Here is a 15,035-nt window from a genome sequence, read left to right as displayed (position 1 = left end):
ACTCAATATCAGAAAACCTCATCACAGAGTGATTTCACCTAAACCGAACCGTCCTGAACCTCTTGAATGATCCAATCTTTCAGCGCCCGGGCACTTTCGGACAAGTCTTCATCCGAGCGGCCAACCAGATAAAACTGGTTTGGAGCGATCTGGAGGTGGGGCCCGATCGCCACCAGCTTTCCCGATTTCAGCATGGGTTGGATCAAGCGTTGCCATCCAAGAACCAGCCCGGCCCCCTTACGCGCCCGCTGGAGGGCTACCGAATAGCTGTTCACACGAGAATCGATCGGAATGGTTCCCGTGTACCCGAGTTGTTGAAACCATTCGGGCCAAGTGGTCCAGCTGCGGTCTTCAGAGTCCAGATGTATCAGTCGTTCAGCTGCGAGATCTTCAAGGCTTGCACCGGCCAACCGATCCGCCACCTCTGGGCAGGCGACGGGGACTAGGCAATCCCGAAACAGAGGGGTGTGCGACAGGTCACCGTTGCCGTCCCGGCCGTAGCGAATAAAGAAATCGATATCCGGCCGATCCCGAAATGGTCGATCCTGTGAAAGCTGGTCAACATTTACTTCAGGCATTTCGCGCCAGAACCGGATTACCGATGGCGACAACCAAAGAGCAGCCACTGCAGTGGTTGATCCTACGGTTACCTTTTCGACGGTGGCACGGTCGCGGATTGTTGCCAGTGTTTTTGAGATGCGGGTAAACGAAGAAGCCAGCGCGTCATACAGCGCTTTGCCGTCTTCCGTCAGTTCGACCCCCCGGTGTTTGCGCTGGAACAAGGCGGTGCCAAGATCACCTTCCAACGCTTTGATCTGATGACTGACCGCGCCCGGCGTCACTGACAGTTCTTCAGCCGCATTCTTGAAGCTTAGATGGCGCGCAGCGGCTTCGAAGGCCGACAGCGTGGTGAGTGGCGGCAGATTATAGTGACGTCTGGACATGACAGGTGTAGCCGTTGGCGGTCTTCAGGTTAATTATTCTCACTCAAATATTGGACTTTTTAAGATTGTGCGCCAGAAGAAATTTTCAAAAACGATGATGTCGAGTGCCGTGTTTCCGATGCGTGCCGTCAAAATCAGGTAATGTTTCTGTGACGACCGGGTTTGGTGTCAGCCAGTTCATTGACGGTTCTTATGCCATCACGGACATGGAGTGGATCATGGATATGGGCGGAGATGATCCCGCGCCAAGCATGGTTGAACTGATAGCAGGTCTGCTCGTCATCATGGGTCTGTAGATCATTTCGGCGGTTTCGGGTGTGGGTCGCTTCCTGCAAACATGTATCGCAATTGGTGAGGCTTGCTTTGACCAAATACCGCAATCTTTTGGGGAGGATTGGAGGATCGCCCTGTGAATATGCGTACCATGACCCGAACCGGTGGCCGTGCGGCCCGGCGCGCGCTGCGCTCTGCTCCGAATTTCGAGATGTTGCCCGGCCTGACCCGAGGCATCCCACTATGCGAGGTGATGGATGGCAGCCAGATCGACCGGATCGACAGCGCCTCAATGGATATTCTCGAGAATGTCGGTGTTCAGTTTCGCGATGCAATCGCACTGGAGGATTGGAAAAAAGCTGGTGCAAAGGTCGAGGGCGAACTGGTCTATCTGGACCGGGGCCTGGTCCGAGAGCTGATCGCCACCATTCCCAGCACCTTCACTTATCATGCACGCGATCCGAACAAGAACGTGCGACTGGGCGGAAGGCACTCGATCTTTGTGCCGATGACCGGCGCGCCCTTTCTGCGCGATCTCGATGACGTGAGGCGTAATCCGACGCTCGATGATCTGGCAATGTTCCACAAACTAAGCCACATGCTGCCGGCGATGCATTCCTCGGCGCATCACATTGTCGAACCTTACGACCACCCGATCAGTCAGCGACATTTGCGCATTACCTATTCGTCGATGAAACATTCGGACAAGACGTTCATGGGTATGACCACCTCGCCCAGAAACGCCGAAGACGTCATTGAGATGTGTGCGATCCTGTTCGGGGAAGATTTCATTGAAGATCACCCGGTCACCACGGGAAACTGCAACGGAAACTCTCCGCTGGTCTGGGATGAAACGATGCTGGGCGCGATGCGGGCCTTTTCTCGCCGCAATCAGCCTGTCTTGTGCTCGCCCTTTGTGCTGGGCGGGGCCAATACGCCCGCATCGGTTCCCGCCACAGTGGCGCAGTTGAACGCCGAAGCACTGAGCGCGCTGGCCTATACCCAAGTCATTCGCAAAGGTGCTCCGGCGATTTACGGGCACTACCTGTCGACGGTGTCGATGAAATCAGGTGCCCCGATGGCCGGCACGCCCGAGATCAGCCTGATGAACTTTATGATCGGGCAGATGGCCCGGTTCTACGACGTTCCATGGCGCACCTCGAATACGCTGGGTGGGGCCAAGACATTTGATGCGCAGGCCGGGTACGAATCCGCCACGACGCTACAGGCCGTTCTTCATTCCGGTGCGAACTATATTTGGCATTCGGCCGGCTGGAATGAGGCCGGGATGCATTGTTCCACCGCCAAGTTCATTGTCGATGCTGAACAATGTGCGATGGCTTATCGCATGGCAGAAGGCCCGCAATGGGATGATTTCGACCAAGCTCTTGCCGCCATTCCAGAGGTCGGTCCAGGCGGGCACTATCTGGGTCATCCGCACACGCAGGACAATTTTCAAACGGCGTTTTTCATGCCCGAGATGTTCGACAATAACTCGATTGAGCAATGGGTGGCAGAAGGCGGGGTTGAGATCACTGAGCGCGCGTTGAAGCACGCGCGCAAGTTGCTGGCCGAATACCAGGAACCGACACTGGACGTGGCCAAAAACGAGGCCCTGCTGGACTATATTGCCCGGCGTGAACGGGAAATTCCCGCCGCTGACGAGCTGAACCAAACCTATTAAAGATTTCGCCTTGGACCTATCCCGACTGCATTGTCGGGTGGGTTTCTATTTAGCACTCGGAGGGAAAATGGAGCTGACGGGCAAAACAGCGCTCATCACAGGGGCTGCGGGCGGCATCGGATCTGCTATTGCACAGCGGATGCGGCAGGCAGGGGCACGAGTTGCGGTTGCGGACGTTTCGGTTGAGGGTATCGAAGCCGACGCCCATTTGCCCGGCGATTTGCGCGAGAGTGCTTATGCAGATGCATTGCCGCAACATGCGGCGGATGCGCTGGGCGGGCTGGATATCGTTGTTAACAATGCGGGGGTCATCACCCGCGGAGCGGTGACCGAGACCTCGGATACCGACTGGGCATTGTCGCTGGGCGTGAATGTCGAGGCGCCCTTTCGCATCTGTCGCGCCGCAATCCCGATCATGGCGGCGCGTGGTGGTGGCGCGATCGTGAACACCGCGTCATGCTGGGGGCTGCGCCCTGGGCCGAACCACGCGGTCTATTGCATGACCAAGGCAGCTATTGCGTCGTTGACACAATGCATGGGTATGGACCACGCGCATCAGGGCATCCGCATTAACGCCGTCTGCCCGAATGAAGTAAACACGCCGATGCTGCGGTCGGGGTTTGAAAAACGCGGCTTCGATCCGGATACTGCCGTGGCCGAGCTGGGCCGGACGGTGCCCTTGGGGCGTATCGCCGAGCCCGAGGATATTGCTGATGTGGTGATGTTTCTTGCCTCGGACGCCGCGCGCTATGTGTGCGGGGCATTGCTGGAAGTGAACGGAGGAAAACCGGTTTCATGACGCGATTTACCGGCAAAACCGCGCTGGTCACGGGCGGGCGCAGCGGTATCGGACGCGCCATCGCGGAACGTTTGCAACACGAAGGTGCACGGGTCTTTACTGCGCAACGTGGGAGCGATCCGGAATTCGAAGGGTTCGAGGCCGATTTCAGAGATCCCCTCAGCCCGCAAACGGTAGTCAATCAGGTCGTTGATCTGTCCGGGCGATTGGACATTCTGGTCAATAATGCAGGCATGATGCAGGAAGCCGGCGTCGAGCAGATGAGCCTTGCAGACTGGCAGCGCACGCTAACAGTCAACCTCACGGCCCCGTTCCTGCTGATCAAGGCGGCGCTGCCCCATCTACGGCGGGCGGGCGGGGCGATTGTCAATATCGGCTCGATTGAGGGGCTGGGCAGCAATCCCGGCCATGCTGCCTATTGCGCATCCAAAGCCGGGTTGCATGGCCTGACACGAGCGGTGGCCGTGGATCATGGGGCAGAGGGCATTCGTTGCAACGCCGTGGCCCCTGGCTGGATCGACACCGAGTTGAACGTGGATTTCATCGCCTCAATGCCGGACCCTGAGACATTTCACGAGGTTATCAAGCGCATACACCCCGTTGCGCGAACCGGAAGCCCGCAAGAGGTTGCGGCGCTGGTCGCCTTCCTGGCGTCGGATGATGCCAGCTTTATCACCGGGCAGGTCTACACAGTCGACGGAGGCCGCATGGCCAAGCTGAGCCTGCCCTGATCACTCGTCCCGCGCGCGCCATTCTTTCCAGCGCAGCACTGCATTGGCACCGATCTCGCGGAATGGTTTTGGGGGCAGGCGTTTGGGTTGATCCTGGGCGTCGAAATACCGGGTGATATTCGAGCTGTGGCCGCAGGTGCGTTCTGCTGCCGCGATACCGGTCAGGGTGCCGCGCGCCGTGCCTAGCCCATTCTGGACGCAGCCGGAAATCACGCCCTGTTCGACCTCTCGCGCGACGGAAACGCCGTTCAGGCTGAGGCAGAGATGACCGGCCCAGTGATATTGCATGTCCAGCCCCGCCAACTGCGGAAATCGCTGGTCGAATTTGCGCTGCATCACCCGCGAGGCGCGCGCCAGATCACCAGCAGTTGAGGTCATGCCCGGGCGCAGGGCCGCGCAGGTACGGGTTATGATCCGATTGCCGCCCTGCGCCGTATCAATGCGCCGCATCGTTGTACCCAACGGATCAGATGGTGTGACACTCCAGCGGGGTTGCCCCCCAAGCCGCGACAGCACTTCGGCGTCCAGCTCAGGGGTCATTGCCGCAAAAAGGAACAGTTGCATCAGTCGATCGCGCTCGATCCCAAAGCTTTCCAGATGCCCGTTCACCGTCAGGATGACTGTACCAGTGCTGACGGTACCGCGCGCGGTTTTTACCAGCCACGCACCGCCTTGCTTCTCAAACCCGGTCACGCCAGAGCCCTCGTACAATGCAATGCCATCCTTGATCAGTCCCGCAGCCAGACCGCGAATATAGCCTGCTGGTTGCAACATAACCGTGCCGGGTGTGTATAGCCCCGACCGATAGTGGCGCGACCCTGTCAGGGCGTGCATCTGCTGTTGGTCGAGCATTTCACTGGTCTGACCCAAAGTGCTGAGATGATGCGCATAGCTGATATTATGTGCATGTCCCGCCGCGCTCACCGCTCCGTTAACCTTGCCAGCCGGATCAAAGAAATTCGGGTCGATCTGATATTGCTCGACCGCCGATCGGGCAAAATCAATTGCAAGTCGGTTTAGTGTGATCATGGTGCGATCATCCCCCGGCCCGGAATAATTGTCCGAGGCGAGGTCATGTGGCAGATCGATCATAAAACCCGTATTGCGCCCAGCAGCCCCTTCGGCCACGCGGCCAGCCTCAAGCACGATGATCTTTGCGTCGCTTTGCAGCTGCCTCAAACGCTGTGCCGCTGACAGGCCTGCGAAACCGGCACCAACAATCACGACATCCGCCGTCAGATCACCATCCAGTTCTTGGGCTGGGGGTGGATCGCCTAATATGACGCTCCAGGCCGCAGGTCCGCGATGGACTGGCAGGGTTCGGGTGGCATAGCTGCTCAATCCACGGCCTCATCCGCATCGTCGGACAGGTCGACCCAGATGGTTTTTAGCTGGGTATACTGGTCATGCGCATGGATCGAGTTGTCGCGCCCACCAAAGCCAGACTGTTTATAACCGCCAAAGGGCGTAGTGATATCGCCCTCTCCAAAACTGTTTACAGTCACCGTTCCCGCCCGGATCATCCGCGCCCCGCGAATGGCGCGTTTCGCATTGGCTGTGAAGATCGACGCACACAAACCATACTCGGTATCGTTGGCGATCTTGATGGCCTCATCAAAGCTGGAAACCGTGATCACCGAAAGAATAGGACCAAAGATTTCGTCACGTGCCAGGATGGCCTCATTGCCAGGGAGTTCGACTACGGTGGCCTCGACAAAGCCATTGTCCGCTTTGCCTCCGATCACCACGTTTTCGGCCTGATCCAGATATCCGCAGATCTTATCGAAATGAGCTTCGCTGACCATTGCGCCCAATCGTGTTTCCGGGTTCAGAGGCTCGCCGACATTCCATTGCTTTACATGATGGGCGATGCGGTCGAGCAACTCGGCCTTTACGGCCTTGTGGACAATCAGGCGGGACGTGGCCGAGCAGTTCTCACCCATGTTCCAGAACGCACCATTGACGATATGTGCCGCCACGCGGTCCAGATTTTCCGCATCTTCCATCACAATGGCCGGATTCTTGCCGCCCATTTCAAGCACCACCTCTTTGGCGTTGCTTTCCGCCGAATAGCTCAGAAACCGTTTGCCAGTCACGGTTGAACCGGTGAAGGACACCATATCGATATCCATGTGCCGTCCGATAGGTTCGCCCACCTCGGCACCTGCGCCGGGGACGATGTTTAGGACGCCGCGTGGCAGACCGGCCTCCATCGCCAGTTCGGCCAGCCGCAATGCCGTCAGTGAAGTTTCCTCGGCCGGCTTCACCACCACCGAGCAGCCCGCAGCCAGAGCGGGCCCGATCTTCCATGCCAGCATCAGCAATGGGAAATTCCAGGGCAGGACTAACCCGACAACGCCAATCGGCTCGCGCACGACCAAAGCGATGTGGTCGTCACTGGCGGGCGAGACCTGATCATAGATCTTGTCGATCGCCTCGGCGTGCCATTTCAGGCAATGAATGGTCTCGGGCAGGTCGACGGTCTCGCAGTCAAAGATGGTCTTGCCACTGTCGAGACTTTCCATCACCGCCAGTTCACGTGCATTGCGTGTGATCAGTTTGGTCAACCGGATCAGCACATTTTTGCGCTCGGATGGGTGCAGCCTCGACCAGCGGCCATCTTCGAACGCTTCGCGCGCCTTCTCGACGGCAAAATCCACGTCCGCTACACCGCAGGCGGCAATGTTGGCCAATTTCTTGTTGGTCGCCGGGTTAACCGTTGTGAAGGACTGCCCGGAAATCGCCGGGCGGTACGCGCCATCAATAAAGGCGCCGGTTGGCAAGGTCAGACCCGCGGCGATGGAGTCGTATTCGTCCTGCGTCAGCAATGTCATACCTTACCCCTCTGCCATGATGTCAGCGATTTTCTGTTTCAGCACGCGCGTCACTTGCTCTAGCGCGCGTTTGTCATCTTTGTTCAAAGATTTCAGCGGCGGTCGAACGGTGCCCGCGTCAATCCCATTCATTGTGACACCATGCTTGATGGTCTGGATGAATTTGCCACCCTGTTCTAATACTCGCATCAAGGGCATCAGCGCCGACATGATCCGGCGGCCCTTGGCAAAATCGCCCTCGATTACACAGGCCTGGTATAGCGCCACATGCTCGGCAGGCAGAAAGTTCGAGCCGCCACAGACCCAGAACGGCGCGCCCCAGGCAAAGAATTCCAGCGCCTGATCGTCCATACCGCATCCCAGTTGGATATGCGGATAGTCCCGCGCCAAAAGATGCACCCGATTGATATCGCCCGAGCTTTCCTTGATGCCGCAGAAATTCCTGCTGCGTCCGACGCGGTCCAGGAATTCTTCGCCCATCATCGTGCCTGTGCGGTGAGGATAATTGTACAGCATTACCGGCAGGTCGGCGGCCTTGTCGATGGCCAGCGCATTCAGCGCATTTTCGCGGTCGGTGGGCACCGAATAGGGCGGGCTGGCCAACAGGATCGCGTCCGCCCCAATTTCCTTTGCACCCGACGCCAGCGCAACCGAGTCCGACGTCAACATCGCGCCCGTGCCAACAACCAGAGGCAAACGGCCTTTCAGACGCACATGGGTGAACCGCGCCAATTCGAGCCGTTCCTCCACGGTCTGCGCATAATTCTCACCTGTCGACCCGCCCGAGATTAGACCATGCACGCCGTTCTTGATCAGAAGCTCGATCACCTGCGCCAGCGCGTCCCAGTTCACGCTGTCGTCGGCCTGATAGGGCGTGACCACCGGGGTATAGACCCCCTCAAATCGGAAAATTGGGTTCATTCCGTCCTCATGCAGGTTTCGAAAGCGGTGGGAGGCCCATTGGGACATCCAGCGCATCGGGCATCACGAACAGTTCGATCTGATCGCGTGACAGGTTCCAGTGATCTTCGGCCAGCTGCGCAGCAGCCGTTTCATCGCGTGCCTCTATGGCGTCGATGATGGCGTCGTGTTGCTGGCTTGCCTCGGACAGGTTTTCGACCATCCTGCCCGACTGTGGCCGGTAGAAGGTCATGCCGATACGGGCATGGTCAATCAGCAAACGGTTGAAAGAGGGCAATAGATAGACATTGCCCGACATTTCGCCGGTCACTTCGTGAAAGCGGTTATTGGCCAGGGCGCGCTCTTCGGCTGCCCCATCCCGCAGCGCGGCCTTGAATGCCTGCTGTGCGGTTTTCAGGGCTTCAATCTGCACAGGCTTTGCATTCGCCGCTGCCAGTCGCAGGATTGCTCCATAAATCATCGGCGCGGCCAGAAAGAAATCGCGCAAGGTGGTATACGACATTTCAGACACGCGCGCGCTGCGGTTTGTGCGCAGGTCCAGATACCCTTCTCCGGCGAGTTGTCGGAACACTTCGCGTAAAGGCGTTCTCGACAGGCCAAACGCATCGGACAGATGCACCTCGTCCAGATCGGTGCCGGGTTGCAGGCGCAAAGTCAGGATCGAGACCTTCAAGTGCTCGGCCAGCTGCGTTTTGCGGGTTTTTGCGACGTCCTTCATCCGGATCCTCCAGCCCAGCCAGCAAGAATCGATTGGGTTCGATTGCCTCCTTTTTGTATCCGAACAAAATACATATTGTATACATAGAAATTTCGTGCAGCATAATCCAACGACAAAGACTCAGCCAATCCGGCCGAACAAAGTGGAAAGCCCTATGCCTCAGATGCGGCACATCACCATTGTTCTGATCGAGGAGTTCTCGCATCTCGCCTTTTCCTGCGCCGTCGAACCACTGCGGATCGCCAATCTGGTCAGTGAGGAAACGCTATATGATTGGACGCTGATATCGGAGGACGCAGAGCGTGCAGTATGTTCCAATAAGGTGGTGACACTTGTGCATGGCGGGTTGGGCGATATTCCAAAGACTGATCAGCTGTTTGTCTTGTCGGGCATCCACATGCGCAACCATGTCTCACGCGACCTTCTGGCGACGTTGCGACGCGAACGTGCGCGGGGCACGCCGATCGGGGCATTGTGTTCTGGTGCTTGGCTTCTAGCAGAGGCTGGATTTCTGGATGGCTCTCAGGCTGCGATCCACTGGGAATATCACGATGCGTTTATGGAAGCGTTCCCAGAGGTGAACCTTGTGCGCAGTGTCTTCGTGGCAGACGCGAAACACATCACGGCATCGGGTGGGACGGCAACTGCCGATCTTATGCTGCATCTGATCGGACGCGATCACGGCGAGGAGCTGGCGATCGCGGTTGCAGATCAGATGGTGTATAATGCTGCCCGCAACGCAACGGCCAAACAAAGGGTATCATTGCAATCGCGCAACGGGATGCGTAACGCACATCTGGCTCGGGCTATCCATACCATGCGCGAATGCCTTGAAGCACCGGTTTCTCCGTCAAAGATCGCGGATGATCTTGGCATATCCACGCGCCAGTTAGAGCGGTTATTTGGTAAGTATCTCAACACTTCGCCCAAAAAATACTTTATGGAATTACGCCTGGAACGCGCGCAAAAGCTTTTGCTTCAGACCGAAGCATCCGTCACTGAGGTCGCCTTGGCTTGTGGCTTTGAAAATCCCGGTCATTTCTCGCGGGTTTATCGATCCAGTTTTGGTGTCACACCGCATTCGCAAAAAAGCAAAATCGACTGACGGAAGGCGGCGGGGGGAGCTGCTCTGCCCTAGGGCGAGCCCGGCCCGGCAGGCGCTCACCCCCTAGTCCCGCTTGTACCCCCTCGTTAAATTCAAACTCGTAAACTGATCAGCAGGATTGACTGTTTGTATTTGGTAAAAAGGGCACAAATTCTGCAAGATCGTGTCAGATGTAAGGGGGTTTAGGGCGATATAAAGGCCCGGATTTCAGCAAAAAATGCGGCCCAAATCCTACACAATTAATAACTCAATTAGCCAAGTTTGTCCTTGAGTTTGCGTTACATATGAAAAATGGCTTTTAAGTTTAGCCAAAATACCGGGTATACTTACAAACTATGGCAGAGATTCACATCGGGATGCATTTTCGAACCCCCATGTTCCCTTCAGCAACCAAAGCCGGAGGCCATGCATGAATTTCGAAACTTACCAGCCGGTCGTGACACCTGTCCCGCCAGTCATACCCGTAGACGTGCGCGAGGATCAGATTATTCAGGCCTCACAGGCGGCCAGTGCAGCATTTGAAAAGATCTCCGCCACGGTATTATTTGAGGTGGATACAGTCACTGATACTCAGAAGCGCATACTTGCGATCTTTCGCTGGTATTTTCTGGCGGCCTTTTGCACGCGCATGTTGTCTGGGGCAACGCATCGGCTGGATCATTTGACGATGCAAGTTGGCATGGATGTATACAGTGCGGTTGGTATGATTTTGTCCCGCGATGAGATCGAGTATTCGAGAAACCTGGTTGAAAAAATGCCGGATTCTGCGGCTGATGCACGGATGAAGGCGATCGGCGCGCGGGGTCACAAGGCAGGTTGGATCGCGGCCAATCAACATAAACAGGGCAGAGGCATGCCCTCAGAGATCAAAGTCGCTCTGTCAGGTGCTTTGGCGGCTGTGGATCGTTTGAATTGAACAGCGGTCCCAATTTGACATGAATTTACAAGTGTAGGTGGATTTGCTTCGCAGCAGGCAGGCGCGCGCCTTTCGTTGAAGCTCAGGTCGAAGGGGGAAATGCTGCCCATTCACAGTAGGGGATTGAAAACCGTACCAAATCACTACATTCACCCCTGATAGATCCAACAGGTTAATGCTACATGCCCCTTTCAAGAAGATTGCTAGCCTATGGCTCGGTTCCCGTGGTTGCGATTGTATGCTTTGCCGTTTGGTATACCAGTATCGGTTCCAAACCAGGTCCTGAGTTTGTCCGGCTGGATGGTGGAGAATTCCTGATGGGTTCGCAAAACTTTCAAGCGGAAGAGACTCCGGTCCATCCAGTGAATGTCGGGTCCTTTGACATTACGCGGACAGAAATTACCAACGACCAATTTGCGAAATTTGTCGAAGAAACCGGGTATCAGACAACGGCAGAGCGTGGCTTGTCGGCGGAGGATTTCCCGGGTCTGCCTGCAGATTTGCTTGAGCCTGGATCGATGGTCTTCGCCCAGCCTAAGGAAGCGGTGTCGCTGAATAATCCCAACGCATGGTGGCGCTATGTCAAAGGTGCAAGCTGGCAACACCCGGCAGGACCGGGCAGTTCGATTGCGGAACTGGGCGACCATCCGGTGGTGCATGTGTCACCCGAGGATGCCGCAGAATTTGCAGAGTGGATCGGAGGTCGTCTGCCGACCGAGGCCGAATGGGAATTTGCAGCTCGCGGCGGGATCGAAGGCGCCGACTACACCTGGGGTGACAGCTATGATCCCAGCAATGGGTGGAAGGCAAACACCTGGCAAGGACAGTTCCCAAGCGAAAACCTGGCTGACGATGGCCATGTCGGAACCGCACCCGTAGCTTCATATGTGGCCAATGGCTACGGCCTGTATGACATGGCGGGCAATGTCTGGGAGCACGTGGCCGACTGGTGGGTGCCGGGGCACATTCCTGGCGACCAAATTGATCCTACCGGCCCGGAAAAGGCCTTTGCCGCCCAGTTCGGTAGCGCATCGATGGGTGCAATGCGGTTGGTCAAAGGGGGCTCATTGCTTTGCGCACCGAATTTCTGTCTGCGTTACCGACCTGCAGCGCGGCAGCCGGTTGAGATGTCGTTGGGCAGCAATCATGTCGGATTTCGCGTTGTCCGCGATGTAGACTAACCGCCGGGCATTCCGGTCATGCGGCGGGCTTATTCCGCCCCGTACTGGTGGCACAATCGATTCCAGAACATATCAAGCGCGGCAAATTTAACGCCCTTGCGACGGGCAGCGCATATGTTCCAGGTCAGAGGTTGCGTGGTTCGTATCTCTTTCAACATCCCCAATTTCAGGTGCTGATCAAAATCTTCCTTCATTCCTCCGGCAATCAGGTCTGCTCTGCAGGCCATATCGGCAACTAAAGAGAAATCGTCACTTTCGATCTGGGGCAATCGGTCAACAATATGCCAGGCTTTCTCGTCATTCCCCAAAGTGGCGGCAATGGCAGAGCGCCAGTGGCGATGCATATGCGCGGTTATAAACGGATGCCGAAACACCTCAGCGATTGAGACCGGAGTAGCCTGATGAATGGGATGGTCGGGGCGAGCGCAGAAGAAAACGGGTTCCTTTCGAACGACCTGAATGTCCAGATCGCTTAGGTTGGGCGTGTGTGTCAGATCGCAAACCGCCACGTCCAGACGCCCTATCCGCAATGCTTCGAGGGGTTCCTTGGTGGCCCGCACATCAACGCGGACGCGAAGATCTGGCCAGGTATCAAGTAGCTCTGCCAGAAGCGGCGTGATGATCGTCCGGGTCGTCAGGGGGCCGCAGCCGATATTCAGCACCTCCGGGCCGACCGAACGCAGCCGTTCGACTCCTGCTTCAAACTGGCTGGTCGCATTGTGCAACGCGTCCAGAAGTTGCAGAAAGCGTTTTCCCGCCGGTCTGATGGTTGCGCCGCGGCCTGTCCGTTCGAATAGCGCCTGACCGGCATAAGTTTCTGCCTGGCCGATATAGCGTGAGAAACTTGCCGGAGAGGTTCCGATTGCATCCGCTGCCACGCGAAAGTTGCCGTGTCTGGCCAATGAGCGCACCGCATCTATGGCTTTGGAATCAATCATTTACACCCTCGTTCCAATATTCAGAACGCTCATACCAAATGATGGAATGGTCGTCTCTTTCTGTAGCCGGAATTGTCGTTTCCTGCGACATTATTGTCGACCGTGGCACGACGCCCCGGACTTCCCACATAACGGAGGATTCAATGGTTCCTTTAAGGAATATATTAGCTGTGCTTGGCGCTTCGGCGTTATCAACGACTGCAGCACTTGCCGATTCTGAGGATACACGCCCAAACGTTCTTATTCTAATCGCAGATGACATGGGGTTTTCCGATGTTGGCGCATTTGGCAGTGAAATCGAAACGCCCTCGATCGACCAACTGGCAGATGACGGTATGCTGTTCACCAATTTCCACGTCGGAGCGTCTTGCTCGCCCACTCGGACTATGCTGATCAGCGGTGTCGACAACCATCTCGCAGGCCTCGGCAATATGTTAGAGATTCAGGCCGATAACCAATTCGGCAAGCCTGGCTATGAAGGTCATTTGAACGACAAAGTTGTTGCGTTGCCGCGTCTGTTGCGCGACGCAGGATACCACACCTATATGACCGGCAAATGGCACCTAGGTCATGAGCCTGGCACGATCGCTTATGACCGCGGATTTGAGAAATCCTTTATGCTGGGCGAAAGCGGTGCGGATAACTGGGTCGAGCAGCCCTATGCCCCGTTCTATACGCGGGTGCACTATTACGAGGACGACAAGCTTGTCAGCCTGCCAACGGACGACTACTTCTCGTCCGATTTTTATACCCAAACGATGATCGATTACATCGACAGCAACCTGGATGACGGTAAGCCATTTTTGGCCTGGGTCGGGTATCAGGCCGTCCATTATCCTCATCAGGCGCCAAAAGAATTCATCGACAAATATGACGGCGTTTATGACGAAGGGTTCGAGGCCCTGCGGGTTTCGCGTCTGAAAAAGCAGAAGGAACTTGGGCTGATCTCTCCGGATGTGGAATTGGACCCGGAGTTTGCGAAAACCTCTTATGAACCGTGGCAGATGCCGGATTGGGAAAAGCTTAACGACGAAGAAAAAGCATTCAACGCGCGACGGATGCAGACCTATGCCGGAATGCTGGACAATATGGATGTCAATATCGGCAGGATTCTGAGCTATCTGGATGAAAAAGGTATTGCGGACAACACCATCGTCATTTTCCTTGCGGATAACGGCCCGGATCCGAACCAGTTGCCGCTGTCTGAAGCCTATCGTGATTGGTACAAAGCCCATTACGACAAGGTCTATATCGAGGATTTTGACGGCGATTATTCGGATATGGGGCAGCAGGGTGTCTATGCTGATTACGGCCCAGGCTGGGCGGCAGCCGCAGCGGTTCCGGGCAGCTACTTTAAGACATTCTCGACCGAGGGTGGTTTGCGTGTCCCTTTGATCGTGAAATTCCCGGGTGTTGTCGAGCCCGGATCGCAAGTCGATAAATTTGCCTTTGTTCGCGATATCGTTCCAACACTTCTTGACGTTGCCGGCGTAGACGTTCCCGGACCGGTCTATGACGGTCGCGAAATTTATACGCCAGACGGTATCAGTATGATGCCGGTCCTGAAGGGTGAGACGGAAACCGTGCGCGACGATAACAACCCGGTCGGATATGAGCTTGCAGGGTCCTCGGCAGTATTCCAGGGAAAATATAAACTGATGCAGAATCTGGCCCCTAAAGGCACAGGCGAATGGGAGCTGTTTGATATCGAAGCTGATCCGTCGGAATTACACAATCTGGCGGACCAGATGCCCGAGCGTGTCGCAGCGATGCAGGCCTATTTTGAGGACTATGCAAAAAGGGTAAATCTTGTGCCTGTTCCAGAAGGCTATAACCCTCTGGAGCAGACGGTCGTCAACGCCAAGCGCAGTGGCGCGCATTAACTGAAATGTCATCGCGCCGTTTCGGGACGGAAACGGCGCGATGCGTATATTTGAAAAAGGCACAGTGCTGGTTGGTCCGCCGATAGATATGTGGCGCTACTGCGGGTG

Annotated in this window: 13 protein-coding genes and 1 pseudogene; 8 read left to right on the top strand and 6 right to left on the bottom strand. The window is 56.3% G+C overall.

Annotated elements, in window-relative coordinates; genetic code table 11:
- Nucleotides 1–38: 38 nt before the first annotated feature.
- The gene (locus AC2FJ5_RS05095) at nt 39–944 is read right to left on the bottom strand and encodes a LysR substrate-binding domain-containing protein (protein ID WP_496792673.1); all 906 of its coding nucleotides are present in this window, start codon (nt 942–944) and stop codon (nt 39–41) included.
- A 143-nt stretch (nt 945–1,087) separates the two neighbouring features.
- Between AC2FJ5_RS05095 and AC2FJ5_RS05090 the strand changes: the two are divergent.
- The 4 genes and pseudogenes from AC2FJ5_RS05090 to AC2FJ5_RS05075 all read left to right on the top strand — a co-directional run.
- Nucleotides 1,088–1,237: pseudogene (locus AC2FJ5_RS05090) on the top strand (BCCT family transporter); the annotation flags it as partial.
- A gap of 122 nt (nt 1,238–1,359) precedes the next feature.
- Complete coding sequence (locus tag AC2FJ5_RS05085; RefSeq protein ID WP_142635980.1) at nt 1,360–2,901, top strand: trimethylamine methyltransferase family protein; 1,542 nt, start codon at nt 1,360–1,362, stop codon at nt 2,899–2,901.
- Between the two features lie 67 nt (nt 2,902–2,968).
- Entirely contained in the window at nt 2,969–3,700 is a 732-nt protein-coding gene (locus AC2FJ5_RS05080; protein WP_271948145.1) for an SDR family NAD(P)-dependent oxidoreductase, read from the top strand.
- Nucleotides 3,697–4,431, top strand: a complete 735-nt coding sequence (locus tag AC2FJ5_RS05075) for an SDR family NAD(P)-dependent oxidoreductase (protein ID WP_496792671.1) — start codon at nt 3,697–3,699, stop codon at nt 4,429–4,431. Before AC2FJ5_RS05080 ends, AC2FJ5_RS05075 begins: the two co-directional genes overlap by 4 nt.
- Here the strand turns inward: AC2FJ5_RS05075 and AC2FJ5_RS05070 are convergent, their stop codons facing one another.
- From AC2FJ5_RS05070 to AC2FJ5_RS05055, 4 genes are read right to left on the bottom strand one after another with little or no spacing between them, the layout of a single operon-like run.
- Nucleotides 4,432–5,772, bottom strand: a complete 1,341-nt coding sequence (locus tag AC2FJ5_RS05070; protein ID WP_496792670.1) for an NAD(P)/FAD-dependent oxidoreductase — start codon at nt 5,770–5,772, stop codon at nt 4,432–4,434.
- The gene (locus tag AC2FJ5_RS05065) at nt 5,769–7,265 is read right to left on the bottom strand and encodes an aldehyde dehydrogenase (RefSeq protein ID WP_496792669.1); all 1,497 of its coding nucleotides are present in this window, start codon (nt 7,263–7,265) and stop codon (nt 5,769–5,771) included. Before AC2FJ5_RS05065 ends, AC2FJ5_RS05070 begins: the two co-directional genes overlap by 4 nt.
- A 3-nt stretch (nt 7,266–7,268) precedes the next feature.
- Entirely contained in the window at nt 7,269–8,186 is a 918-nt protein-coding gene (locus AC2FJ5_RS05060; protein WP_496786113.1) for a dihydrodipicolinate synthase family protein, read from the bottom strand.
- Nucleotides 8,187–8,193: 7 nt separating this feature from the next.
- Nucleotides 8,194–8,904, bottom strand: a complete 711-nt coding sequence (locus tag AC2FJ5_RS05055) for a GntR family transcriptional regulator (RefSeq protein WP_271948135.1) — start codon at nt 8,902–8,904, stop codon at nt 8,194–8,196.
- Nucleotides 8,905–9,058: 154 nt separating this feature from the next.
- Between AC2FJ5_RS05055 and AC2FJ5_RS05050 the strand changes: the two genes are divergently transcribed.
- From AC2FJ5_RS05050 to AC2FJ5_RS05040, 3 genes are all read left to right on the top strand, one after another.
- Nucleotides 9,059–10,009, top strand: a complete 951-nt coding sequence (locus AC2FJ5_RS05050) for a GlxA family transcriptional regulator (RefSeq protein WP_271948134.1) — start codon at nt 9,059–9,061, stop codon at nt 10,007–10,009.
- 409 nt (nt 10,010–10,418) lie between these two features.
- Nucleotides 10,419–10,925 (top strand): hypothetical protein, encoded by a 507-nt coding sequence (locus tag AC2FJ5_RS05045; RefSeq protein WP_496792667.1) that lies wholly within the window; start codon nt 10,419–10,421, stop codon nt 10,923–10,925.
- A gap of 182 nt (nt 10,926–11,107) precedes the next feature.
- Nucleotides 11,108–12,106 carry a formylglycine-generating enzyme family protein gene (locus AC2FJ5_RS05040; protein ID WP_496792666.1) on the top strand — a complete coding sequence of 333 codons (999 nt, stop codon included), beginning with the start codon at nt 11,108–11,110 and terminating at the stop codon, nt 12,104–12,106.
- A 29-nt stretch (nt 12,107–12,135) separates the two neighbouring features.
- On the opposite strand, the gene AC2FJ5_RS05035 is transcribed toward AC2FJ5_RS05040, so the two are convergent.
- Nucleotides 12,136–13,044, bottom strand: coding sequence for a LysR family transcriptional regulator (locus AC2FJ5_RS05035; RefSeq protein WP_496792665.1), 909 nt, complete (start codon nt 13,042–13,044; stop codon nt 12,136–12,138).
- Nucleotides 13,045–13,187: 143 nt separating this feature from the next.
- Between AC2FJ5_RS05035 and AC2FJ5_RS05030 the strand changes: the two genes are divergently transcribed.
- Nucleotides 13,188–14,927 carry an arylsulfatase gene (locus tag AC2FJ5_RS05030; RefSeq protein ID WP_496691663.1) on the top strand — a complete coding sequence of 580 codons (1,740 nt, stop codon included), beginning with the start codon at nt 13,188–13,190 and terminating at the stop codon, nt 14,925–14,927.
- The last annotated feature ends 108 nt before the right edge of the window (nt 14,928–15,035 follow it).

Source organism: Ruegeria sp. CDSA221, from assembly GCF_059611825.1.
The sequence above is the reverse complement of the archived record's forward strand: the minus strand, read 5'-3'. Positions and strand labels throughout refer to the sequence as shown.

What these genes read in the sequence shown, in the direction of transcription:
- AC2FJ5_RS05095 (WP_496792673.1), bottom strand. Translation starts at nt 944, where the DNA reads ATGTCCAGACGTCACTATAATCTGCCGCCACTCACCACGCTGTCGGCC.
- AC2FJ5_RS05085 (WP_142635980.1), top strand. Translation starts at nt 1,360, where the DNA reads ATGCGTACCATGACCCGAACCGGTGGCCGTGCGGCCCGGCGCGCGCTG.
- AC2FJ5_RS05080 (WP_271948145.1), top strand. Translation starts at nt 2,969, where the DNA reads ATGGAGCTGACGGGCAAAACAGCGCTCATCACAGGGGCTGCGGGCGGC.
- AC2FJ5_RS05075 (WP_496792671.1), top strand. Translation starts at nt 3,697, where the DNA reads ATGACGCGATTTACCGGCAAAACCGCGCTGGTCACGGGCGGGCGCAGC.
- AC2FJ5_RS05065 (WP_496792669.1), bottom strand. Translation starts at nt 7,265, where the DNA reads ATGACATTGCTGACGCAGGACGAATACGACTCCATCGCCGCGGGTCTG.
- AC2FJ5_RS05060 (WP_496786113.1), bottom strand. Translation starts at nt 8,186, where the DNA reads ATGAACCCAATTTTCCGATTTGAGGGGGTCTATACCCCGGTGGTCACG.
- AC2FJ5_RS05055 (WP_271948135.1), bottom strand. Translation starts at nt 8,904, where the DNA reads ATGAAGGACGTCGCAAAAACCCGCAAAACGCAGCTGGCCGAGCACTTG.
- AC2FJ5_RS05050 (WP_271948134.1), top strand. Translation starts at nt 9,059, where the DNA reads ATGCCTCAGATGCGGCACATCACCATTGTTCTGATCGAGGAGTTCTCG.
- AC2FJ5_RS05045 (WP_496792667.1), top strand. Translation starts at nt 10,419, where the DNA reads ATGAATTTCGAAACTTACCAGCCGGTCGTGACACCTGTCCCGCCAGTC.
- AC2FJ5_RS05040 (WP_496792666.1), top strand. Translation starts at nt 11,108, where the DNA reads ATGCCCCTTTCAAGAAGATTGCTAGCCTATGGCTCGGTTCCCGTGGTT.
- AC2FJ5_RS05035 (WP_496792665.1), bottom strand. Translation starts at nt 13,044, where the DNA reads ATGATTGATTCCAAAGCCATAGATGCGGTGCGCTCATTGGCCAGACAC.
- AC2FJ5_RS05030 (WP_496691663.1), top strand. Translation starts at nt 13,188, where the DNA reads ATGGTTCCTTTAAGGAATATATTAGCTGTGCTTGGCGCTTCGGCGTTA.